The 22383-nt window shown below is 67.3% G+C and carries 23 protein-coding genes; 16 read left to right on the top strand and 7 right to left on the bottom strand.

Annotated elements, in window-relative coordinates; translation table 11 throughout:
• Positions 1 to 15: 15 nt before the first annotated feature.
• Positions 16 to 1404, bottom strand: a complete 1389-nt coding sequence (gene mpl, locus ACZ5MJ_RS01775) for a UDP-N-acetylmuramate:L-alanyl-gamma-D-glutamyl-meso-diaminopimelate ligase (RefSeq protein WP_464221928.1) — start codon at positions 1402 to 1404, stop codon at positions 16 to 18.
• Positions 1405 to 1593: 189 nt separating this feature from the next.
• Here mpl and ACZ5MJ_RS01770 point away from each other — a divergent pair, with 189 nt between their 5' ends.
• The 10 genes from ACZ5MJ_RS01770 (at position 1594) to ACZ5MJ_RS01725 (ending at position 10326) form a co-directional block, all read left to right on the top strand.
• A complete protein-coding gene (locus tag ACZ5MJ_RS01770) occupies positions 1594 to 2292 on the top strand; it encodes a UDP-N-acetylmuramate--alanine ligase (RefSeq protein WP_464221926.1) in 699 nt (232 codons plus the stop codon).
• Between the two features lie 35 nt (positions 2293 to 2327).
• A complete protein-coding gene (locus ACZ5MJ_RS01765; RefSeq protein WP_464221925.1) occupies positions 2328 to 2876 on the top strand; it encodes a TlpA family protein disulfide reductase in 549 nt (182 codons plus the stop codon).
• A gap of 197 nt (positions 2877 to 3073) precedes the next feature.
• Positions 3074 to 3571 carry a type II 3-dehydroquinate dehydratase gene (gene aroQ, locus ACZ5MJ_RS01760; RefSeq protein ID WP_464221924.1) on the top strand — a complete coding sequence of 166 codons (498 nt, stop codon included), beginning with the start codon at positions 3074 to 3076 and terminating at the stop codon, positions 3569 to 3571.
• A 165-nt stretch (positions 3572 to 3736) separates the two neighbouring features.
• A complete protein-coding gene (gene accB / locus ACZ5MJ_RS01755) occupies positions 3737 to 4198 on the top strand; it encodes an acetyl-CoA carboxylase biotin carboxyl carrier protein (protein WP_464221923.1) in 462 nt (153 codons plus the stop codon).
• A gap of 212 nt (positions 4199 to 4410) precedes the next feature.
• The gene (gene accC, locus ACZ5MJ_RS01750; protein WP_464221922.1) at positions 4411 to 5763 is read left to right on the top strand and encodes an acetyl-CoA carboxylase biotin carboxylase subunit; all 1353 of its coding nucleotides are present in this window, start codon (positions 4411 to 4413) and stop codon (positions 5761 to 5763) included.
• Positions 5764 to 5806: 43 nt separating this feature from the next.
• Positions 5807 to 6700: a 50S ribosomal protein L11 methyltransferase gene (gene prmA / locus ACZ5MJ_RS01745; protein ID WP_464221920.1), complete on the top strand. Its 894-nt coding sequence runs from the start codon at positions 5807 to 5809 to the stop codon at positions 6698 to 6700.
• 9 nt (positions 6701 to 6709) lie between these two features.
• Positions 6710 to 8122: a DUF3426 domain-containing protein gene (locus ACZ5MJ_RS01740; protein ID WP_464221918.1), complete on the top strand. Its 1413-nt coding sequence runs from the start codon at positions 6710 to 6712 to the stop codon at positions 8120 to 8122.
• A 99-nt stretch (positions 8123 to 8221) separates the two neighbouring features.
• Entirely contained in the window at positions 8222 to 8722 is a 501-nt protein-coding gene (tpx, locus tag ACZ5MJ_RS01735) for a thiol peroxidase (protein ID WP_464221917.1), read from the top strand.
• Between the two features lie 143 nt (positions 8723 to 8865).
• Positions 8866 to 9813 carry a carbohydrate kinase family protein gene (locus ACZ5MJ_RS01730; RefSeq protein WP_464221914.1) on the top strand — a complete coding sequence of 316 codons (948 nt, stop codon included), beginning with the start codon at positions 8866 to 8868 and terminating at the stop codon, positions 9811 to 9813.
• A 36-nt stretch (positions 9814 to 9849) separates the two neighbouring features.
• Complete coding sequence (locus tag ACZ5MJ_RS01725) at positions 9850 to 10326, top strand: outer membrane lipoprotein (protein WP_464221912.1); 477 nt, start codon at positions 9850 to 9852, stop codon at positions 10324 to 10326.
• Positions 10327 to 10608: 282 nt separating this feature from the next.
• On the opposite strand, the gene ACZ5MJ_RS01720 is transcribed toward ACZ5MJ_RS01725, so the two are convergent.
• Positions 10609 to 11175: a histone H1-like DNA-binding protein gene (locus tag ACZ5MJ_RS01720; protein WP_464221910.1), complete on the bottom strand. Its 567-nt coding sequence runs from the start codon at positions 11173 to 11175 to the stop codon at positions 10609 to 10611.
• A gap of 1274 nt (positions 11176 to 12449) precedes the next feature.
• The gene (locus tag ACZ5MJ_RS01715) at positions 12450 to 12701 is read right to left on the bottom strand and encodes a hypothetical protein (RefSeq protein ID WP_464221909.1); all 252 of its coding nucleotides are present in this window, start codon (positions 12699 to 12701) and stop codon (positions 12450 to 12452) included.
• On the opposite strand from ACZ5MJ_RS01715, the gene ACZ5MJ_RS01710 reads away from it, so the two are divergent.
• Positions 12690 to 13154: a DUF2147 domain-containing protein gene (locus tag ACZ5MJ_RS01710; protein WP_464221907.1), complete on the top strand. Its 465-nt coding sequence runs from the start codon at positions 12690 to 12692 to the stop codon at positions 13152 to 13154. The genes ACZ5MJ_RS01715 and ACZ5MJ_RS01710 overlap by 12 nt on opposite strands.
• A gap of 134 nt (positions 13155 to 13288) precedes the next feature.
• On the opposite strand, the gene ACZ5MJ_RS01705 is transcribed toward ACZ5MJ_RS01710, so the two are convergent.
• Positions 13289 to 15394, bottom strand: coding sequence for a TonB-dependent receptor (locus ACZ5MJ_RS01705; protein ID WP_464221904.1), 2106 nt, complete (start codon positions 15392 to 15394; stop codon positions 13289 to 13291).
• A 192-nt stretch (positions 15395 to 15586) separates the two neighbouring features.
• Positions 15587 to 16459 carry a LysR family transcriptional regulator gene (locus tag ACZ5MJ_RS01700; RefSeq protein ID WP_464221902.1) on the bottom strand — a complete coding sequence of 291 codons (873 nt, stop codon included), beginning with the start codon at positions 16457 to 16459 and terminating at the stop codon, positions 15587 to 15589.
• 129 nt (positions 16460 to 16588) lie between these two features.
• Here ACZ5MJ_RS01700 and ACZ5MJ_RS01695 point away from each other — a divergent pair, with 129 nt between their 5' ends.
• From ACZ5MJ_RS01695 to ACZ5MJ_RS01685, 3 genes are all read left to right on the top strand, one after another.
• A complete protein-coding gene (locus ACZ5MJ_RS01695) occupies positions 16589 to 16981 on the top strand; it encodes a tautomerase family protein (protein ID WP_432258249.1) in 393 nt (130 codons plus the stop codon).
• Positions 16982 to 17184: 203 nt separating this feature from the next.
• Positions 17185 to 18576 (top strand): GntP family permease, encoded by a 1392-nt coding sequence (locus ACZ5MJ_RS01690; RefSeq protein ID WP_464221900.1) that lies wholly within the window; start codon positions 17185 to 17187, stop codon positions 18574 to 18576.
• A 99-nt stretch (positions 18577 to 18675) separates the two neighbouring features.
• Entirely contained in the window at positions 18676 to 19509 is an 834-nt protein-coding gene (locus ACZ5MJ_RS01685; RefSeq protein ID WP_464221899.1) for an aldo/keto reductase, read from the top strand.
• 22 nt (positions 19510 to 19531) lie between these two features.
• On the opposite strand, the gene ACZ5MJ_RS01680 is transcribed toward ACZ5MJ_RS01685, so the two are convergent.
• Positions 19532 to 19945: a hypothetical protein gene (locus tag ACZ5MJ_RS01680; RefSeq protein ID WP_464221898.1), complete on the bottom strand. Its 414-nt coding sequence runs from the start codon at positions 19943 to 19945 to the stop codon at positions 19532 to 19534.
• Between the two features lie 202 nt (positions 19946 to 20147).
• On the opposite strand from ACZ5MJ_RS01680, the gene ACZ5MJ_RS01675 reads away from it, so the two are divergent.
• Together ACZ5MJ_RS01675 and ACZ5MJ_RS01670 are read left to right on the top strand one after the other, a co-directional pair.
• Positions 20148 to 20726, top strand: coding sequence for a BPSL1445 family SYLF domain-containing lipoprotein (locus tag ACZ5MJ_RS01675; RefSeq protein WP_464221897.1), 579 nt, complete (start codon positions 20148 to 20150; stop codon positions 20724 to 20726).
• A gap of 109 nt (positions 20727 to 20835) precedes the next feature.
• Positions 20836 to 21735 (top strand): recombination-associated protein RdgC, encoded by a 900-nt coding sequence (locus ACZ5MJ_RS01670; protein WP_464221895.1) that lies wholly within the window; start codon positions 20836 to 20838, stop codon positions 21733 to 21735.
• 55 nt (positions 21736 to 21790) lie between these two features.
• Here the strand turns inward: ACZ5MJ_RS01670 and ACZ5MJ_RS01665 are convergent, their stop codons facing one another.
• Positions 21791 to 22234 (bottom strand): thioesterase family protein, encoded by a 444-nt coding sequence (locus ACZ5MJ_RS01665; RefSeq protein ID WP_464221894.1) that lies wholly within the window; start codon positions 22232 to 22234, stop codon positions 21791 to 21793.
• Between the last annotated feature and the right edge of the window lie 149 nt (positions 22235 to 22383).

Here is a 22383-nt window from a genome sequence, read left to right as displayed (position 1 = left end):
TCGTACGTCCGCCGGTCAGCGTGCCGCGTCCTGGGCCAGCGCGTCCAGCAGCTTCTGGTGCACGCCGCCGAAGCCGCCGTTGCTCATCACCAGCACATGGTCGCCCGGCTGCGCCGCGGCGCGCACGGACTGCACCAGCGCGCCCAGGTCCTGAAATGCGGTGGCCTTGTCGCCCAGCGGCGCCAGCGATTCGGCCAGGTCCCAGCCCAGCGCGTCCTTGCCGGCCGGGGCGCCGTAGCCGAACACCAGGTCGGCCTGCGCCAGGCTGGCCGGCAGCTGCGCCTTCATGACGCCCAGCTTCATGGTGTTGGAGCGCGGCTCCAGCACGGCCAGGATGCGGGCATTGCCGACGCGGCGGCGCAGACCTTCCAGCGTGGTCTGGATCGCGGTCGGATGGTGGGCGAAGTCGTCGTAGACGGTCACGCCGCCGGCCACGCCGCGCACTTCCATGCGGCGCTTGACGTTGGCGAAGCGTCCGAGCGACTCGATCGCCTGCGCGGCCGGCACGCCCACATGGCGCGCGGCGGCGATCGCGGCCAGCGCGTTCATGCGGTTGTGGGTGCCCTGCAGGTCCCAGACCACGGTACCGGCCACCGCTTCGCCGAACCAGACGTCGAAGGCGTCCTTGCCAGGCGCGGCCTTGGCGCCGGCGGCATCGCTCTCGCGCCAGTCGCCCACGCCGAACTGCTCGACCTCGCTCCAGCAGCCGCGCTCGAGCACCCGCGCCAGGCTGGCTTCCACGCCGTTGACGACGATCCGGCCCTGGCCGGGCACGGTGCGCACCAGGTGGTGGAACTGGGTCTCGATCGCCGCCAGATCCGGGAAGATGTCGGCGTGGTCGTATTCCAGGTTGTTCAGGATGGCGGTGCGCGGGCGGTAGTGGACGAACTTGCTGCGCTTGTCGAAGAAGGCGGTGTCGTACTCGTCGGCCTCGATCACGAAGAAGTCCGACTCGGTCACGCGCGCCGAGATGCCGAAGTTCTGCGGCACCCCGCCCACCAGGAAGCCCGGGTTATAGCCGGCATCCTCCAGGATCCAGGCCAGCATCGACGTGGTGGTGGTCTTGCCATGCGTGCCGGCCACCGCCAGCACCCACTTGCGCGCCAGCACGTGCTCGCCCAGCCATTGCGGGCCCGACACATAAGGCAGGTTGCGGTCGAGGATGGCCTCCATCAGCGGATTGCCGCGCGAGACCACGTTGCCGATCACGAACAGGTCCGGCGCCAGCGACAGCTGGGCCGGGTCGAAGCCCTCGATCAGCTCGATCCCCTGGGCCTCGAGCTGGGTGCTCATCGGCGGGTAGACATTGGCATCGCAGCCCGTGACGCGGTAGCCGGCCTGCTTGGCCAGCACCGCCAGGCCGCCCATGAAGGTGCCGCAGATGCCAAGGATGTGAATATGCATGGGTTCCCGGAAAGACTTGAAGCCCGCAGGCGTGGGGATTCGGCACCCGGCGGCGCGGCGGCTTTTTGCCGTGGTTTGCCGTAAGGCGGCCGGGCAGGAAGCCTTCAATTGTACCCGAGCGCCAGCGCCCTTCGCTGCACTGCGGCACCGTGCCTGCCGGCAGCGCGGATGGCTCCGGTATCATGGGGCATGACCCGACGCACTGCTCCCGACCCCACCCGCCTGCGCGAGGAAATCGCCCAGGCAGCCGCCCGGATGATTGCCGAAGACGGTGCCGACTACGCCACCGCCAAGCGCAAGGCCGCCCGCCAGGTGCTGGGCGAACAGCGCGTGCCCGGCGAATGGCTGCCCGACAATGAGCAGGTCGAAGCCGAAGTGCGCGCCTACCAGGCGCTGTTCCACGCCGACAGCCAGCCGCGCGTGCTGGTGCTGCTGCGCCGGCTGGCGGTGCTGGCCATGGAAGACCTGGCTGCGTTCCGGCCCTACCTGGCCGGCGCCGTGCTCAACGGCACCGCCACCGAGCACTCCGATATCTATCTGCAGTGCTTCTGCGACAGCGCCAAGGACGCGGCGCTGCACCTGATCAACGCCGGCGTCGACTTTGAAACCAGTGAGAGCCGCCACTTCGGCGGCCGCGGCGAGGTCGAGACCCTCAGCTTCCTGTGGAAAGGCCAGTGGCCCGACCGCCGCGAGGCCCGGCTGCTGGCCGGCGAAGTGCGCGCGGAACTGGGTGCCCCGGTCGGCATTCATATAGCGCTGTATGATGCCGTCGACGAACGCGGCGCCGTGCGTGCCGACGCCTCCGGGCGCCCGCCCCGCGCGGATGTGCAGGCGGTACGGGCGCTGCTGGACGCGCCCGCTGCTGCCGACCCGGCCGACCCAACCTGAAAGCCGCCCCCAACTGACTGGTCCAAGCCATCTCCATGACTGAAACCGCCTCTTCGCCCACCCGCCGCTCCCGCCTCTGGCTGTGGATCGCCGTGGCCGTGGTCGCCTGCGCCGCCGGCGCGCTGGCTGGCCACTTTGTGTTCTCGCCCAAGCCCGCCGGCGACCATGCGGTGGAAACCTTCTTCCAGACGCGCCTGCCCGACGCTGCCGGCGCCGACCTGGACCTGGGCAAGCTGCGCGGCAAGACCGTGGTGGTCAACTTCTGGGCGCCCTGGTGCGGCCCGTGCGTCGAGGAAATGCCGGAGCTGACCGCCCTGCATGAGGAATACAAGAACCGCCAGGTGGAGTTTGTCGGCATCGGCATCGATTCCGCTGCCAATATCCAGCAGTTCACCCGGAAGGTGCCGGTGGCTTACCCGCTGGCCGTGGCCGGCTTTGCCGGCACCGAGCTGTCCCGCAACTTTGGCAACAGCGCCGGCGGCCTGCCCTACACCGTGGTGATCAACCCTGACGGATCGGTGAAGTATCGCAAGATGGGGCGAGTGACGGCCGAGGAACTGCGGTCCGTGCTGCCGCGCACGTGAACGCATTCTTCCGCCAAAGTCGCTGAATTTCGGTTTTCTTCAGTGATTTGTTTCGCCGGGAGACCTAAACGACGAGAAAGTGCTCAAAAGGGCGCCGATGCGTAGCGCAGGGCCGTCAAGCCTTGTATCGCGTGCTAGACAAATCCCTCTAAGCTACGGTAATCTCCGCGCAATTTCGTTGATCTGGTCGAGCCGCCGTGACTGCAACCCGCTCCATCCGTCGCTCAGCCCGCTACCGCAAGGTGCTGGTCCTGCATGGGCCAAACCTGAACCTGCTGGGCACGCGCGAGCCGGAAACCTACGGCCACACGACGCTTGCCGATATCGACACGGCCCTGGCGGAACGCGCGGCAAAAGCCGGCATTTCGCTTGAGACGTTCCAGTCCAACCACGAGGGGGCACTGGTCGACCGCGTCCACGCCGCCCGCGCGGAAGGGGTCGAGTTCATCATCATCAACCCGGCTGCCTACACGCACACCAGCGTGGCGCTGCGCGATGCCCTGGCCGGCGTGGCGATCCCGTTCGTCGAGGTACACCTGTCGAACGTGCATCGGCGCGAAAGCTTCCGGCACCACTCCTATTTCTCCGACGTGGCGGTCGGGGTGATCTGCGGGCTTGGCTGGCAGGGTTACCTGCTGGCGCTGGACTATGTGCTGGGCCAGGAGCAGCCGCCACCCGAGAGTTCGGGGAGCTGAACTCCCAAGATTTTTTCGACAACCTGCGCGCGCCGCCCGGCGGCCTGCGCCCGCTGGCGTGCCTCGGCACGGCGGGCGCGGATTTCCGGTGGCCGGCAACACGATTCTTCCGCCGCGGCCCGTCCCGGGCAGCGGCCGGATAACCCGATTCAGGAGGATAAAAAGATGGACCTGCGCAAGCTGAAGACGCTTATCGACCTGGTGGCCGAATCCGGCATCTCCGAGCTGGAAGTCACCGAAGGCGACGGCAAGGTACGCATCGTCAAGCAACCGCCGCAAATCATCGCCGCGCCGATGGCCATGCCGCAGATGCAGGCGCTGCCGCCCGCTGCGGCCGCCGCACCGGCTGGTGCCGCGGCACCGGCGGCCGAGCCCGCCGCCCAGCTGCCCGCCGGCCATATCGTGACCTCGCCGATGGTGGGCACGTTCTACCGCGCGCCGTCGCCGGGCGCCGCGCCCTTCGTCAACGTCGGCGATTCGGTCAAGGAAGGCCAGACCGTCTGCATCATCGAAGCCATGAAGCTGCTCAACGAAATCGAGTGCGACAAGGCCGGCGTCATCAAGGAAATCCTGGTCGAGAACGGCCAGGCCGTGGAATACGGCCAGCCGCTGTTCGTCATCGGCTGATCCTGACCGGCATGCCTGGCCGCACGCTGCCATCGGCATGCCATGGCGTTGTCTGACGCCAGGGACGTTGTGGGCTTCGCGGCCCGTTCCGTGCAGTTCCATGCAGTTCCGCGCAGTATGGCGGCCACGGCGGCGACAGCCCCCGGGGCTGCGCGCCCGGCGTGCCATTGCGCCACGCGGCGGGACCGCTACTGTTCTCGCAGAGAGAGACCATGTTTGAAAAAATTCTGATCGCGAACCGCGGCGAAATCGCTCTTCGCATCCAGCGCGCCTGCCGCGAACTGGGCATCAAGACGGTCGTGGTGTACTCCGAGGCCGACAAGGAGGCCAAGTACGTACGCCTGGCCGACGAAGCCGTCTGCATCGGCCCGGCCCCGTCGCCGCTGTCGTACCTGAACATGCCGGCCATCATCTCGGCCGCCGAAGTGACCGACGCGCAGGCCATCCACCCCGGCTACGGCTTCCTGTCGGAGAACGCCGACTTTGCCGAGCGCGTGGAGAAATCCGGCTTCGTCTTTATCGGCCCGACCGCCGAAAGCATCCGCCTGATGGGTGACAAGGTGTCGGCCAAGCAGGCCATGATCAAGGCTGGCGTGCCGTGCGTGCCCGGCTCGGACGGCGCCCTGCCCGACGATCCCAAGGAAATCCTGGCCACCGCGCGCCGCGTGGGCTACCCGGTGATCATCAAGGCCGCCGGCGGCGGCGGTGGCCGCGGCATGCGCGTGGTGCATACCGAGGCCGCGCTGATCAACGCCGTCAACATGACGCGCGAAGAAGCCGGCCGTGCCTTCGGCAATCCCGAGGTCTACATGGAGAAGTTCCTCGAGAACCCGCGCCATGTGGAGATCCAGATCCTGGCCGACCAGCATCGCCAGGCGATCTGGCTGGGCGAGCGTGACTGCTCGATGCAGCGCCGGCACCAGAAGGTGCTGGAGGAAGCGCCCGCACCGCACATCCCGCGCCGCCTGATCGAGCGCATCGGCGACCGCTGCGCCGAGGCTTGCAGGAAGATGGGCTACCGCGGCGCCGGCACCTTCGAGTTCCTGTACGAGAACAACGAGTTCTACTTCATCGAGATGAACACGCGCGTGCAGGTCGAGCACCCGGTCACCGAGATGATCACCGGCATCGACATCGTGCAGGAGCAGATCCGCATCGCCTTCGGCGAGAAGCTGCGCTTGCGCCAGAAGGATGTGCAGTTCCGCGGCCACGCGATCGAATGCCGCGTGAACGCCGAGGATCCGTTCAAGTTCACGCCGTCGCCGGGCCGCATCACCGCCTGGCACATGCCCGGCGGCCCGGGTGTGCGGGTCGACTCGCACGCGTATGATGGTTACTTCGTCCCGTCCAACTACGATTCGATGATCGGCAAGATCATCACCTACGGCGCCACGCGCGAGCAGGCTATCGCCCGCATGCGCATCGCGCTGTCGGAAATGGTGGTGGACGGCATCCTGACCAACGTGCCGCTGCACCGCGAGCTGATGATGGACGCCAACTTCGTTGAAGGCGGCACCAGCATCCACTATCTCGAGCATCGCCTGGCGGAGCGCGCGAAGGCCTGACGCAACGTAACCCGCAACACAAAAGCAGCACGCAAGGAAGCCCGTGGCATTTCAGGAATGTGTGATCGAAGTGGCGCAGGACCAGGCCGAAGCCTGGTCTGACGCCCTGTTCGACCTCGGCGCGCTGTCGGTCTCGGTGGAAGACGCCGATGCCGACACGCCCGACGAGCAGCCGCTCTTTGGCGAGCCCGGGCTGGAACCGAAGCAACTCGCGTGGAACCGCTCGCGCGTGGTGGCGCTGTTCGGCGACGATGCCGACCCGGCCGTCGTCGTGGCGGCAGCCGCCAACCAGCTTGGCATCGACCCGGTGCCGCCCTACCAGCTGCGCGCGGTCGAGGACCAGGACTGGGTGCGGCTGACGCAATCGCAGTTCGAGCCGATCCGCATCGGCGAGCGCATCTGGGTGGTGCCGTCGTGGCACGACGCCCCCGAGCCCGATGCCGTGGTGCTTGAGCTCGACCCGGGCCTGGCCTTCGGCACCGGCAGCCATCCCACCACGCGGCTGTGCATGCAGTGGCTGGAGCAGAACCTGAAGCCGGGCGAAACCGTGCTCGACTACGGCTGCGGCTCCGGCATCCTGGCGATCGTGGCGCGCAAGCTGGGCGCGGGCGACACCGTTGGCATCGACATCGATCCCAACGCCGTGGAAGCGTCGCGCTACAACGCCGAGCGCAACCGCGTGCAAGCGTCGTTCGCGCTGCCGGAATCGGTGTCCGAGGCCAGCTATGACCTGGTGGTCGCCAACATCCTGTCCAATCCGCTCAAGCTGATGGCGGCCATGCTGAGTGCGCGCGTGCGCGCCGGCGGACGGCTGGTGCTCTCCGGCGTGCTGGAACGCCAGGCGGATGAAGTCGCCGCGGCCTATGCACCCTGGCTGCCGCTGACGGTGTGGCGCAGCGAGGAAGGCTGGGTCTGCCTGCATGGCACCCGTCCCTGATTCACCCCGATGGCCGCCGTCAAGTTAGTCACGCGCTGTCCGGCCTGCCGCACCGCCTTCCGGCTGGTCGCCGACCAGTTGCGCCTGCGCCAGGGCCTGGTGCGCTGCGGCCAGTGCGAAACGGTGTTCGATGCGCGCGAGCACCTGATCGAAATTCCGCTGCCGTCCGACAGCACCGCGGGCAGCACCGCGCCGTCGGCCCGGAAGCCGACGCCGCCATCCGTACCCGCCCCGGCAACTGAACCCGCCGCGTCGCCCGCGTCGGCGCAAGCCGCGCCCGCGCCGCAGCCCGCCTTCACCCCGACCATCGACCCCGGCTATGACGTGCCGGCGCTGGATGCGCCGACGATGCTGATGTCGTCGCCGGAGGACATGGCCATGCCGCCGCAGGCAGGCATGGACGATGCCGAGATCGAGCGCGCGCTGCACGAAGCCAACGAAGCCGTGGCCCATCGCGATGCGCACGACGGGGAACGCCAGGCGGCCAGCCCGGCGCCGGAGCAGCCGGCCCCAGCCTGGCCGGCGCTCGATCACGGCGCGCTGGATACCCCTGCACCAGCCGTGTCGCCACTACCTGTGCCGACGCCGGCAGTGCCCGCCCCGGCCACCATTCCCAGCGCGAGCGAGTTCCTGCGTGCCGCGTCGGCCGATGCCGGGTCCGAACCGGCACCGTGGCCGGACGAGGTGCAGCACTACATCGGCGCGTTGCCCGGCGCATCGTCTTCTGCATCGCCCATCGCCGGCGACGAGGTCGAAGCAGAACCAGCCCTCGGCCCTGACACCAGCCAGCCATCCACCGTCACCGGCGGGGCCGTCGCGCGCGAACAGACCACGCGCCGCTGGGTGCGCGCCGAGGCACCGGCCGGCCCGGTCTTCGCCCCCGACTTCCTGCGCCATGCGCGCGCGCGTGAGCGCGAACGCCAGCCGCGCAAGCCCGTGGCGGTGCCCCGCGCCGCCTGGCGCGTTGCCGCCGTGCTGCTCGCCCTCGCCGCGCTCGTGCAGGGGGTGTACCTGGGGCGCAGCCAGCTGGCCGGGCACTTCCCGATGCTGCGCCCGGCACTCGAGGCCGCCTGTGCGCCGCTGCGCTGCGAGGTGCCGCCCTGGCGCGACATCGATGCGCTGCGCATCGAGACCTCGCAGCTGCAGCGCCAGGATGAAGGCGGCGACACCTACCTGCTGGCGGTGACGCTGCGCAACCTGAGCCGCGCCAGTACCGCCCTGCCCGCGATCGAGCTGGTGATGACCGACCTGCAGGACCAGCTGCTGCTGCGCCGGGTGCTGCAGCCCGCCGAGTACCTGGAACCGTCGCAAAAGGCCTTCGCCGCGCAGGGTCTTCGCGCGGGCATGGAGCTGCCGGTTCGGGTACGATTCCGGACGCAGCAGGCGCCAGCCAACTATCGCGTGCTGATTTTTTACCCCTGAATTCCTGGCCCGCCGCCGGACCGAATCCGAGTCCGGCGGCGGGCCGCGCCCCCGCTCCGGACACCGAGCCGGAAATCCATCAGATATCAAGGAGTAGACATGAGCAACGTCACCCTCGGCGGCAACGCCATCGAAGTCGCAGGCAAGTTCCCGCAAGCCGGCGACAAGGCCCCGGCCTTCGCCCTGGTCGGCAAGGACCTGAAGGACGTCACGCTGGCCGACTTCGCCGGCAAGCGCAAGGTGCTGAACATCGTCCCGAGCCTGGACACCCCGGTGTGCCAGGCCTCGGCGCGCAAGTTCAACGAAGCCGCCAGCGGCCTCGCCAACACCGTGGTGCTGACGATCTCGGCCGACCTGCCGTTCGCCATGGGCCGCTTCTGCACCGCTGAAGGCCTGGCCAACGTGGTGCCGCTGTCGACCATGCGCGGCGCGGAGTTCAAGGGCAACTACGGCGTGGACATCAAGACCGGCCCGCTGGCCGGCGTGACCGCGCGCGCGGTGGTGGTGCTCGACGAGAACGACACCGTCAAGTACAGCCAGCTGGTGTCCGAGATCAAGAACGAGCCGGACTACGACGCAGCCCTGGCCGCGCTGAAGTAATCAGCGGCACGCCCCGGAACCCTCGGGTTCCGGGACGGCAGCGGCCGCCCGCATCCCGGGGCGGCCGCTTTTTGTTTTCTGCCTGACCGATACCGCCCGCAAGGGCTCCGTTCCACCCAATCATCCTGACACCTGGAGAGAGCATGGCCAGCCTGATCTGCGGCTCCGTCGCCTACGACACCATCATGACGTTCGACGGACGCTTCCGTGAACACATCCTGCCGGACCAGATCCACATGCTGAACGTCTCGTTCCTGGTGCCCGGCATGCGCCGCGAGTTCGGCGGCTGCGCCGGCAACATCGCCTACACGCTGAAGATGCTCGGCGGCGATCCGGTGGTGATGGCCACCGTCGGCACCGACGCCGAGCCCTACCTGGAATACCTGCGCAAGCTGGAGATCCCCACCGGCCACATCCGCGTGCTGCCCGAGACCTTCACGGCGCAGGCCATGATCACCACCGACCTGGACAACAACCAGATCACCGCCTTCCACCCTGGCGCAATGAGCCAGTCGCAGCTGAACAACGTCAAGGATGCGCTGGGCGGCGCCGGCGCGCCGGGCCTGGGCATCGTCGCGCCCGACAGCCGCGAAGGCATGCTGCACCATGCGCGCCAGTTCGCCGAAGCCGGCGTGCCGTTCATCTTTGACCTGGGTCAGGCCATGCCCCTGTTCAACGGCGAAGACCTGCGGGAGTTCGTTGAACTCGCCAGTTACGTGACAGTCAATGACTACGAGGCGCAGGTCCTGCTGTCCCGCACGGCGTGGACCAGCGCCGAGGTTGCCGCCAAGGTTCGTGCCTTCATCGTCACGCACGGCGAGCGCGGCGCCAGCATCTTTGCCGATGGCCGCCAGTACGCGATCCCGGCCGTTACGGCCGAGCGCATCGTGGACCCGACCGGCTGCGGCGACGCCTTCCGGGGCGGGCTGCTGTTCGGCATGGAAAACGGATTAGACTGGGAAACGACTGGCCGCCTGGCGTCGCTGATGGGTTCGGTCAAGATCGCGCAACAGGGTCCGCAGAATCACTGGTTGTCGCGCGAGGAAATCGGCAACCGGTTCCAGTCGGCATTCGGGTACCGCTACGCCTGACCTGCGGCCAGCGCGTGGCTCTTTTCGGGAAATGACATGAACAACAAGCTTCGTGGCGGCGCGGTGGCCGTCCTTGGTGCCACCCTGGTGGCCTCCCTGGTGGCCGGCTGCGCCACGCAATCCAACTCCAACAGCGTCTACAGCTCCGGCCAGGCGCAGCGCGAGCAGACCGTGCGCTATGGCGTGGTCGAAGGCATCCGCGAGGTCACCATCCAGGGTAACCAGAGCGGCGCCGGCACGCTGGCGGGCGGCGCCATCGGCGGCATTGCGGCCGGCAGCACCATCGGCAGCGGCAACGGCGCGGTGGCGGCCGGCATCCTCGGCGCAGTGCTGGGCGGCATAGCCGGCAGCGCGACCGAGAACAAGATCAACCAGCGCCGCGGTCTGGAAATCACCGTGCGCCTGGATAACGGCGAGATGCGCGCGATCACGCAAGAGGCCGACGAAGCCTTCCGCCCTGGCGAGCGCGTGCGGCTGCTGTCGTCGGGCGGCGTGACCCGGGTCACGCACTGACTGCCTGAGGGCCTCTGAGGGCCTCTGAGGGGCCGCGGAAAGGCGCAGCACAGGCGCCGCACCCGAAAGGGTCGCGGCGCTTTTTCTTTGCGTCTTTGCAATCTCGTTACATTGTCGCGGGCGCGCGCCCATGAAAAAACCCGCCGGGCGGATGCCATCGGCGGGTCGGCAAGACCAGGTGTCTTGCGGACCGGATACGCAGTATCCGGTCATGCGGGCACGCACTGCGTGCCGGTGCGGTTCCTTGCAGAACGCGTAAGGTCCACTCCGTGGCGGAGCAGCTTACGGACGGTTGCCCGTCGGGAACGGCCAGGCAGCGGCCGGGTTCAGCGCGGTCTTGGCAGCCGAAGCGGGAGCAACGGCAGGGGCCGCGGCAGGCTTGGCGGCAGCCTTCTTGGCAGCCGGCTTCTTGGCAGCAGCCTTCTTGGCGGCCGGCTTCTTGGCAGCAGCCTTCTTGGCAGCAACCTTCTTCACTGCAGCCTTCTTGGCCGGTGCCTTCTTGGCGGCTGCCTTCTTGGCCGGTGCGGCCTTCTTGGCGGCGACCTTCTTCACCGCGGCCTTCTTGGCGGCCGGTGCCTTCTTGGCGGCGGCCTTCTTGGCCGGTGCGGCCTTCTTGGCGGCGACCTTCTTCACCGCAGCCTTCTTCGCGGCCGGTGCCTTCTTGGCGGCTGCCTTCTTGGCCGGTGCGGCCTTCTTGGCGGCGACCTTCTTCACAGCGGCCTTCTTGGCCGGTGCCTTCTTGGCGGCCGGTGCTGCCTTCTTGGCGGCGACCTTCTTCACAGCAGCCTTCTTGGCGGCCGGCTTGGCGGCCTTCTTAGCCGCCGGCTTTTTCTTTGCAGCAGTTGCCATGGATAACTCCTTCACTAGAGAGTGAATATCGAATGACCTAAGTTGGCGACCCGACCGACCCGAGGCGCGCCACTTCAGCGCGGCCCCAGTCGAGCGAGCGATTCATCGGCGTACGGCCCGACAGCTGCTGCACGCTAATGAATTCGGTTGCAGGCGCACCGCCCCTGGCGGTGACTTGGCGGCCGGAGCGAGCCCGCAAGCGGGTCTCGGGCACGTGCCGCGCCCTGGAATATTCGATCAGCCCGCACCGCCCGTTGAGCCGGCGCACGGCCAGAAATGAGGAGATATCGGACAGCTGGCCTGCGGTGCGGGCTTGGCCTCGCGCACGGCAGGCGGCGTTCATTCGTTGGTAGCGGGTCCAACCCGTTAATGGACCAAGGGAGACTGCACGCGTTTTAAGAAGCCGATCCGGCCTGGTCTGCGTCAAAGTTCTCGTGCTCCTCAGCTACTACCTTCGTCACTGCATCGAAGCGCGCATCGCGCTCGTCGTTCGATCTTGCTTCCTGCTTCTCTGCAATGAAGTGAGACTCTTGTCAAGGCGAATCATAATTCGTTTGCACGATGATGTTAAGAAAAAAGTGCAAAAAAACTTGCGCGCATGCATCGCTCCAACTAGATCTCACGCGCAGTGTCACGAAGACGTTGCCGATGACATCGAAACGCATCGCTCGCACGCAGGTGCGGACACGCGTTTCGCGCGCTCGCGCACGCTGCGCGACGCCCCTTCGCACACACCTCGCTCGCAGCTTTTACACACCGCCGCGCGAACCGATAAGAGGCAGCGCGACGCGCGCCCGAAGCGCGCGCAGAACTTCCGCGCGCGCCATCGCACTTTCCGAAAAGCCGCATGGACAAAGGCTTTGCGGGCGATGCATCGAAGCGCGAGTCGCATGCGGCAACCTGCGTGACTGCGCGCCCGCTCACGCGCGCGACGCACTGCCCCGCGCGCGTTCGGCAAGCTTTACACAGTCGGTGGACAGCGCTCGCGCCGCGATGACGTCGACGCTCGGCGACACGCGCGCCGAGCGTTGCGCGACACCATCGCCGATCGCGTCAGAGAGTGATGCGTGCACGCAACGGTTTGCATCGACGCAACAGCGCATGAGCATCGCGAGGGCATCCGAGCGTTGCGATCGAGCCAAGCGGCGACGCTCGCGAAGCATCGCGGCAACACTTCGGCAAGCGCGTCGACCATGTCATCGCCATCTGTGTCCGACCCGCGCGCTTGCCCTGCGATGCGGATCGCGCGCGTCGCGTCTCGCGTCCACGCGCGCTCACCCGAACACTCGCCGTGCGCTGACTGTCGGCGCTTCGTACATCCGCTTAGAGGATTGCTTCAGCGCCCGCCCGCCGGCGCATTTTGCTGCGACACAATAACCCGCAAACGGCTGCTGCATGCGGCTTTGCGGGTAGCAGGCGGTGCCGGCGGACACGCGCGCGTCCCGCCGCGCCGGATTGCAGCGCGGCGCCAGCGCCAGTAGATTGGCGTGGCGACGAACCTCAAAGGAGACATCATGCGCATCCATTCCCCCCTTGCCTCGACCCTGCGCGCCGCCGTGCTCGCCGCCACCCTGCTCGGCAGCGCCGCGGCGATGGCGCAGGCCACGCCCAGCGGCATGTGGAAGACCATCGACGACAACACCGGCAAGCCGCGCGGGCTGGTTGAGATCACCGAGAAGAACGGCGTCTTCAGCGGACGCGTGGTAAAGAGCTTCGTCGAGAGCGAAGGCAAGCCGAAGGTGTGCGACAAGTGCACCGACGCGCGCAAGGACCAGCCCGTCATCGGCATGACCATCCTGACCGGCCTGCGCAAGACCGCCGACAACGAGTGGAGCGGCGGCGAAATCCTGGATCCGGAAAACGGCAAGGTCTACAAGAGCAAGATGTCGCTGGCCGAGGACGGCAACAAGCTCAACGTGCGCGGCTTCATCGGCATCAGCCTGATCGGGCGCACCCAGACCTGGGAGCGCGATCACTGATCCTGGTCCACGGCGCGGGACTCAGGGTTTCTCCGGGGCACGCGGTTGCATGCTCCGGCCGAAGAAGAAACGGCAGTCGAAAAAAAACCGGGCGGTGATGAACCGCCCGGTTTTTTTGTCCACGATGCTGCGCTTTACATCCGGTAGCGCAGGGTGGCCATGACACTGCGCGGAGCGCCCGGCATGTTCAGGTTGGGATTGGTGCCATGCGCCGAGACGATGTAGTTCTTGTTGAACAGGTTGTAGAGGTTCAACTGCGCCTCGAACGGGCCATGGCGGTACCAGGCCATCATGTCCGCCGTGACGTAGCCGGGCAGCGTGACGGTGTTGGCCTGATCGGCCATCCGGGCACCAACCAGGTTCAGGCCGCCGCCGATGCCAAAGCCATTGCCCAGCGTCTTGGTCAGCCAGACGTTGCCGGAGTGGCGAGGCGTCAGCGTGGCACGCTTGCCCTGGAACAGAGGGGTCGACTTGGTGACCACGGCATCCAGGTAAGCGTAGCCGGCCAGCACGCGCCAGCCGCTGCCGAGCTCCGCGGCGCCGCTCAGCTCGACGCCGTCGGTGCGCTGCTCGCCAACCGGGATCAGCGCCGTGCCGGTGGCATTGGCAATCTTCATATTGTTCCGTTCCAGCCGGAACACAGAAATCGTCGTGCTCGCCTTGCCGTCGAGCCAGTCGTACTTGGCACCGACTTCGGCGTTGTTGGTCGTTTCCGGCGCCAGTTCGGCGTTGTTGGCGGCCAGCGCGAAGGTCTCGCCAGACGGCTGGAACGAGCGGCTCCACGACGCGTAATACGACTGCACCTTCGACGGCTGCCAGACCAGGCCCGCACGCGGGCTCCAGGCGTTATCGGTGCGCGACAGGTTGGGCTGCCCAGGCAGGCGCTGGAAAGTGTCTTGCTGGAAGTTGTCGTACCGGATCCCGAGCAGCGCCTTCCATTGCTCAGTGAGCGTGACCATGTCCTGCGTGTAGAACGCCAGGGTCTTGGCCGTGGCCAGGTTGCTCGTGGCCGGCGTGCCGCCAACCAGGACCGGCAGCGTCGGCAGTACCGGATTGAACAGATCGAAGGTGCCTGGTACGGCCTTGGAAAAGTTGACCAGGTCCTTGTTCTGCTGGCCGATCTCCATCCCGTACAGGATTTCGTGCTTCATACCGAAGATCGTCGCCTTCTGCGTCAGGTCCGTCTGGTTGAACCAGCCGTGCTCCTCGCGGTAGACGTTGGAGTGCGACATCGTCAGCCGCTGCGTCACCTCGTTGACCGAGCTGGTCAGCGTGTTATTGCGGTTCAGCGAGTAATGGTAGTACCGCGTGGCATTGCGGATCGACCAGTCGTCGTTGAAGCGATGGTTGATCGTGGCCGTGCCCGAGTACACGCGCGACTGGCTAAAGTCGGCGTCGCGCGCATTGGCCGCGCCGTAGTAGCGCGAGGCCGGCACGTCCACCGGGCGCCCCTTGTAGGCCGGGATGCCGAAGTCCGTCACGCGGCGGTCTTCGAGGTAGTCGGCCTGCAGCAGCACGGTGGTGTCGGGCGCGATGCGCAGCTCCAGCGACGGCGCGATCGCCGAGCGGTCCAGGAACTGCTGCGAGCGGTAGCTGTTGGCCTTCTCCACCGCGCCGGTCACGCGGAAGGCGGCGGCGCCGTCGGCGAACACGCGGCCCACGTCGGCTTCGGCGCGGCGGTCGGCCCACATGCCGTAGCTCAGCGCAAAGTCGGTGACATCGATGCCCGGCTTCTTGGTCACGCGGTTGATCAGGCCGCCCGACGAGCCGCGGCCATACAGCACCGCCGCCGGCCCCTTGATGACTTCGACACGGTCGACGTTGGACAGGTCGCGGAAGTACAGCGCGTCGTCACGGATGCCGTCGACGAACTGGTCGGCGATGGCGGAAAAGCCGCGGATCGACACCTGGTCGCGCTGGCCGTCGCCGGTGGAGAACGACACACCCGGCACGTTCTTCAGCGCGTCCTGCATCGAGGTGGCGTGCTGGTCGCGCATGACATCGGCGGTGACCACATTGACGGTCTGCGGAACGTCGCGCAGCGGCGCCTCGGTCTTGGTCGCGCTGACCGTATTGGACGGGTTATAGCCCTCGCCAAGCTCACGGCCGACGTCGGCCTTGACGGTGACCTCCGGCAACTGCGCCGGAGCTGCTGGCACGGCCTGGGCCCACGCCAGCATGGGTTGAAAAACGAGGCTCCCCGCCACCGCTGCACACATCGGGTGAAGTTTGATTCTCATTGCCCTGTAATCGACTGTAATTTTTTTGAAAATGCGGGCGCATTATCGATTACAGGATTGCCACGGTCAACGAGATTGCGAATTATTCCTATTCTCGATCAGTATATGTTGCTTTCAGCATAAACCGCGGTTACCACCGTCCGTCTTGTGAACGATTTCCGGACTTGCCGCCCCGACGCGAAGCCTCATTCCTTAGCCCAGTTGCCCGGCGAGGGCACCGCGCGCCTCGGCAACAAACGCTGACTCCCGGCGCCGCGCGGGCAGCAGGAAGAACTCCGCCTCAGGCAGCCGCGGCAGCCCCAGGCGTGCGATGGCGGCGGCGTCCAGCGGCGCCACGCCGGGGCCGATCGCCGAGGCGTTCAGGCACGACAGGCCCAGCCCCGCCGCCAGCGCCAGGTGCAGCCCCGCCACGCCCGACGCCGAGTGCGCAATCTCGAACGGCAGCCGCTTGCGCAGCAGCAGCTGCACCACGTACTGGTGCAGCGAGCAGGTATCGGGCAGCAGCACCAGCGGCAGCGTCGCGGGCAGGCTGTCGGCCTCGGCCGGCGCGGCCACCCAGGCAAGCGGCTCGCGCCGCAGCACCGTGCCGCGCGTGCCCTGCCCGCGCGTGCCCGGCAGGCGCATGCTGAGGCCGATATCGAAGGTGTCCATCTCCGCGGCGGCATCGATCGCCGCGCTCTTCATCACCGTCACGTGCAGGCGCAGGTATGGGTAGCGCTCGCGCAGGCCGCGCAGCATGCCGGCGATCTCGCCCGGGCGGAAGTAGTCGGTCACCGCCAGGCGCAGCTCGCCCTCCAGCGCGTGGCCGCGCAGTTCCTGCAGGGCCAGTTCGTTCAGCGCCAGGATGCGCCGCGCGTGCTCCAGCAGCCGCTGGCCCGCCGGCGTGGGCAGCGCGCCGTGACGGCCGCGCGTCAGCAGCGGCACGCCGGCGCGCTCTTCCAGCTTGCGCAGCTGCTCGCTGACGGAGGACTGCGACAGGAACAGCCTGGGCGCCGCCGCCGACAGGCTGCCGCTGTCCGCGACCGTCACAAAGGTGCGCAACTGGTCGGTTTCGAATCCACGCATGGCAAGGCTCCCGGCAAGGACGGTTACTTCGGTATATCCGATGGACCGTATCGAATATTCCCGCTTTTCCGATACTACACCACCCCCTACCATGGCATCACCAACCCTCGCAAAACCAAGGAGCCAGCCATGCCCCACATCGTCCTGCACCTGTCCGGCCAACCCGACGCCGCCCTGACCCGCCGCAGCGCAAAGGCGATCGCCGACCTTACCGAGCGTGTGCTCGGCAAGCAGCGCGAGGTGATTGCCGTCACGGTCCAGTACATCCCGCACGACAGCTGGATCATCGCCGACGTGCCACTGTCCGAGCAGGGCCGCAATGCCTTTCACCTGGACATCAGCGTGACCGATGAGACCAATACCAAGGCGGAGAAGGCGCAGTTCATCGCGGCCGTGTTCGAGACCATGTCGGGGCTGCTGGGCAACCTGCATCCGGTGTCCTACGTGCACGTGATCGACGCCCGTGCCGCGGCCTACGGCTATGGCGGGCGCACGCAGGAGTATCGCCACCAGCACGGCTGAAATGGCACGCCGCCTTCCTGCCTGCCGCGGCCGGCGCGGCTGCCCGCGGCGAGACCCGAGGTTTCGCCGCGGGCCAAGCTGTGGCACAGTCCCCGGCTGATCCCTTATCCTGACGGACTGACAACGACAAGGCGCCACAAGCGCCGGCCCCCGCGCGGCAAATGGACCGCACCTCAGGAGAAGGCAACCCTGAAGGAGATCCGATGTCGTTTCTGATCGTACTGGCAGCCCTTGCCTTTCTGATGCTCGCCGCCTACCGCGGCTACAGCGTGATCCTGTTCGCGCCCATCGCCGCGCTGGGCGCGGTGCTGCTGACCGACCCGTCCGCGGTCGCACCGGTGTTCACCGGCATCTTCATGGAGAAGATGGTCGGCTTCGTGAAGCTGTATTTCCCGGTGTTCTTATTAGGCGCGGTGTTCGGCAAGGTGGTGGAGCTGTCCGGCTTCTCCGAGTCCATCGTCGCCGCGGCGATCCGCTATATCGGGCGTTCGCGAGCCAACGCGGTGATCGTCACGGTGTGCGCGCTGCTGACCTACGGCGGCGTGTCGCTGTTCGTGGTGGTGTTCGCGGTCTATCCGTTCGCGGCCGAGTTGTATCGCCAGAGCAACATCCCCAAGCGGCTGATGCCGGGCGCGCTCGCGCTGGGCGCGTTCTCGTTCACCATGGATTCACTGCCGGGCACGCCGCAGATCCAGAACATCATCCCCACCAACTTCTTCAACACCACCTCCTGGGCCGCGCCGGCGCTGGGCGTGGCCGGGTCGCTGTTTATCCTGGTGGTGGGCCTGAGCTACCTGGAATGGCGCCGCCGCGCCGCCGCCGCGCGCGGTGAGGGCTACGGCACCAACCTGCGCAACGAGCCGGAGCGCAGCCAGTCCGGCAAGCTGCCGCACCCGCTGCTGGCGCTGCTGCCGCTGGTGGTGGTGGGCGTGGCCAACTTCTGGCTGACGCGGATGATCCCGCTCTGGTACGGCGCGTCCAACAGCGTGGCGCTGCCGGGCCTGCCCAAGCCGGTGGAAACCAGGATCGCCAGCGTGACCGCGATCTGGGCGGTGGAAGGCGCGCTGCTGCTGGGCATCGCCGTGGTGCTGGTGACCGCCTTCGGCGCGCTGCGCGAGCGCTTTGCCGAGGGCACCAAGGGCGCCGTCAGCGGCGCGCTGCTGGCGTCGATGAACACCGCATCGGAGTATGGCTTCGGCGGGGTCATCGCCGCCCTGCCCGGCTTCCTGGTGGTCAGCGACGCGCTGCGCGCGATCCCCAATCCGCTGGTCAACGCCGCGGTGTCGGTCAGCACGCTGGCCGGCATCACCGGCTCGGCCTCGGGCGGTATGAGCATTGCGCTGGCGGCGATGTCGCAGACCTTTATCGCGGGCGCGCAGGCCATGCAGATCCCGCTGGAGGTGTTGCACCGCGTGGTGTCGATGGCCAGCGGCGGCATGGATACCCTGCCGCACAACGGCGCCGTGATCACACTGCTGGCGGTGACAGGCCTGACCCACCGCGAGTCCTACCGCGATATCTTCGCCGTCACAATGATCAAGACCGCCGCGGTGTTCTTCGTCATCACCGTGTATTTTCTGACCGGACTGGTCTGAAGCAATCGCGGCCCGCGCGGCTTGTACATTCCAGGTGTTGTTAACTAGTGTGGTTGGGTGCCGCCGGGCACCCGGCCCGGCAAACCAGGAAGCCAACGCATGAAGCAAATCACCCTGCCCGACGGCGAGCGCGTCCCGGCGCTCGGCATGGGAACGTGGAATATGGGCGAGTCGCGCGCCGCGCGCGCCGAGGAGATCGCCACGCTGCGCCTGGGCCTGGACCTTGGCCTGCGGCTGATCGATACCGCCGAGATGTACGGCGAGGGCCAGTCCGAAGAGATGATCGGCGAGGCCATCGCCGGCCGCCGCGACGAGGCCTTCCTCGTCAGCAAGGTCTATCCGTTCAACGCCAGCCGGCGCGGCACGGTGCAGGCCTGCGAGCGCAGCCTGAAGCGGCTGCGCACCGACCGCATCGACCTGTATTTATTGCACTGGCGCGGCGGCGTGCCACTGGAAGAAACCGTGCAGGCCATGGAGGCGCTGCAGCGCGACGGCAAGATCCGCCGCTGGGGCGTCAGCAACCTGGACCTGTCCGATATGCAGGAGTTGTGGGACGCGCCCGGCGGCGACCGGCTGGCCACTAACCAGCTGCTGTACAACCTGGGCCGGCGCGGCATCGAGTGGGACCTGTTGCCGTGGCTGCGCCAGCGCGGCGTGCCCGTGATGGCCTATTCGCCGATCGAGCAGTCGCGCCTGTTAAGCAACCCCGGGCTGAAGCGCTTTGCGCGCGACCACGGCATGACCGCGGCACAGGCGGCGCTGGCGTGGCTGCTGGCGCAGGACGGCGTGATCGCCATCCCCAAGACCGGCCAACGCGAGCGCCTGCAGGAGAACCTGGGCGCGCTGTCGCATACGCTGTCGGCGGACCAGCTGGCCGAACTCGACCGCATCTTCCCGCCACCGGACGGCCCAGGGCCGCTGGAAATGCTGTGACGCAAGTGCCTGGGGCCCGCCCTTAGTTCTGGCGGGCCAGGTAGCGCTCGCGCTCGACATAGCGCACCAGGTAGCTGCGGGCCTTCTCGCGGGTGTCGGTAGTCACGCGCGCCGCCGCCTGGCGGGCGCTGTTCTTGCCGTGCGACGACGACATCTGCGCATCCAGGTAGCCGCGGAATGAATCGTGCATCGCGTCCAGCTCAGGCTGGCACGCGGACAGGGCCAGGTCCGCCACGTCCTTGGGCTGGCCCTTGGCCGACAGGTTGTCGTTGGCCTTCTTCTGGACGCAATCCATGTATTTCGCGCGCAACGCCTGCCAGCTGCCGGGGTCGACGGCTGGCTGCGCCTCGGCGCTGGCGTCACTGGAAGGAACCGGAGGCGGTGAAGCGCACGCGGCCAGGAGGGCCAGCGGCAGGGCGATCAGGAGTTTTTTCATGAGGGGCGAAGCTGTCACGGCGCACGGGCGTCACATGTGTGTCCATGGGACGTAGCGGGCGCAAGGCCCATTATTCTTGCCGCGAACGCCCCTCCCGCACCAGCTTCGTCACAAATGGAAACGACTCGGCACAGTTACATCATTGGTCCGGGTGCTTCCGGCGCCTATCCTTCAACAACGACAACAACACCAAGGAGACGAGATGAAACGTCGAACCTTCCTTTCGGCCAGCGCGGGTCTGGCTCTCGGCAGCCTGGCCTTGGGCGCCTGCACCACCACCAAACCCGATACCCCCACCGACAAGTCCGCGCGCCGGCGCGAACTGGACTCCGGCGTGGACGGCACGCTGTCGCGCCTCTACAGTTCAGTCCAGGGCTCGCGCGAGCTGGGCAACCGTGCACGCGGCATCCTGGTGTTTCCGAAGACCCTGTCGGCGGGCTTTATCGTCGGCGGCGAGTATGGCGACGGTGCCCTGCGCTCGGGCGGCGCCACGCGCGGCTATTACCGCCTGATATCCGGGTCGGTCGGCTGGCAGATCGGCGCGCAGTCCAAGGCCGTGATCTTGATGTTCCTGACGCAGGACGCCTACGACAAGTTCGTGCGTAGCGAAGGCTGGACCGCCGGCGTCGATGCTACCGTGGCAGTGGCCACCGTTGGCGCGAACGGCGTGCTGGACACCAACACCGGCCAGCAGCCCATCGTCGGCTTCGTCATGACCAATGCCGGCCTGATGGCGGGCCTGAGCTTCGAGGGCAGCAAGATCAGCAAGCTCGACCTGTAAGGGCGGGCTCTCAATGACCGCCGCGCGGCCGGCGTGCCGCGCGGCGCCCGTGCTTTTTCTCGGCCGCGCGCCGCGAGAGGATAGAATTCGTCCCTTTGGCCGAATTCCCATGTGGTTCAAGAATCTGCAGGTCCATCGTTTCTCCGCCCCGTGGTCGCCGAGCGCCGACGAGGTCGAAGCCAGCCTGGCGAAGCACGCCTTCTTCCCCGGTACCAGCCTCGAAATGCAGACGCAAGGCTGGGCCTCGCCGCGTGACAACGGCCAGCTGGTCCATACCGTCGGCGGCCAGATGCTGCTGACGCTGCGCACCGAAAAGAAGCTGCTGCCCACCACCGTGGTCAACCAGGTGACGCGCGCGCGCGCCGCCGAGATCGAAGAGCAGCAAGGCTACAAGCCGGGCCGCAAGCAAATGAAGGAACTGAAGGAGCAGGTCACCGAAGAGCTGCTGCCGCGCGCCTTCAGCATCCGCCGCGACACGCGCGTGTGGATCGACCCGGACAACGGCTGGCTTGCCATTGACGCCGCCGCCGCGGCCAAGGCCGATGAAGTGCGCGGCATGCTGTTCAAGGCGCTGGATCCGCTGCCGCTGATCAACCTGCACGTCAACCAGTCGCCGGTGGCTGCCATGACCGAATGGCTGGCGGGCGATGCGGCACCGGGCGGCTTCACCGTCGACCAGGAAATCGAGCTGCAGTCCGGCGCGGAAAGCAAGGCCACGGTGCGCTACGTGCGCCACCCGCTGGACCCGGAAGACCTGCGCCGCCATATCGCCGCCGGCAAGCGCTGCACGCGCCTGGCGATGACGTGGAACGACCGTGTGTCGTTCGTGCTGACCGACGGGCTGGTGGTCAAGAAAGTGGCGCCGCTCGACGTGATCAAGGAACAGGCCGACGGCACGGCGCACGATGAAGACGAGCGCTTTGACGCTGACTTCACCATGATGGCCGGCGAACTCGCCGGCATGCTGAGCGACCTCACCGAGGCGCTCGGCGGCGAGCGCAAGGCCTGAGCCGAAGCGCCTGCAAGACCCGTGGCGCTGTTGCATGACAGCGCCACGCAAGCGCTTACTCCACCCAGTTCACCTTCGGGAAGCGCCCGGCGAACCCTTCCGGCATCGCCACCACCTTCTTCCCCACGTAGTCGAAGAAGACAAAGCCCGACTTGGCCATCGCGATCAACGCGCCGTCGGCCGGGCGCGTAATGCGGAAGATGATGTCGCCGCCGTACTTGTTGAAGTCCATCACCCCCACCTCGAACAGCAGCTGATCGCGCGCATGCGCCTCGTTGCGGTACATCGTGGCCAGGTCGGTCACGATGATGCCGACGCCTTCCTCCCGCACGTCCTCGCTGCCGAATTCAAACAGGAACCGCGCCCGCGCCTCGGAGATCATCGAGATCATCGAATCGTTGGCAAGGTGGTTGGCCGAGTTGATATCGGTCACGCGCACGGTCAGGTGCGTGGCGTAGCAGAACTGGTCGGCGGGCAGGTCGAGTTTGAGGCGGGCCATGGTGGAGCTAGCGAAAAATGGATCGGACGCCGCACGGAATCCGATGGGTAACGGGCTGAGCCCGGCGGCGGCGCCCATCATAAGGGAATTGCCGGTTCGGATTGCGGCACTGCCGCATCCGCCCTCCACGACACGCCTCCGGGTAAGTA

Source organism: Cupriavidus sp. LA-1 (assembly GCF_055385985.1).
The sequence above is the reverse complement of the archived record's forward strand: the minus strand, read 5'-3'. Positions and strand labels throughout refer to the sequence as shown.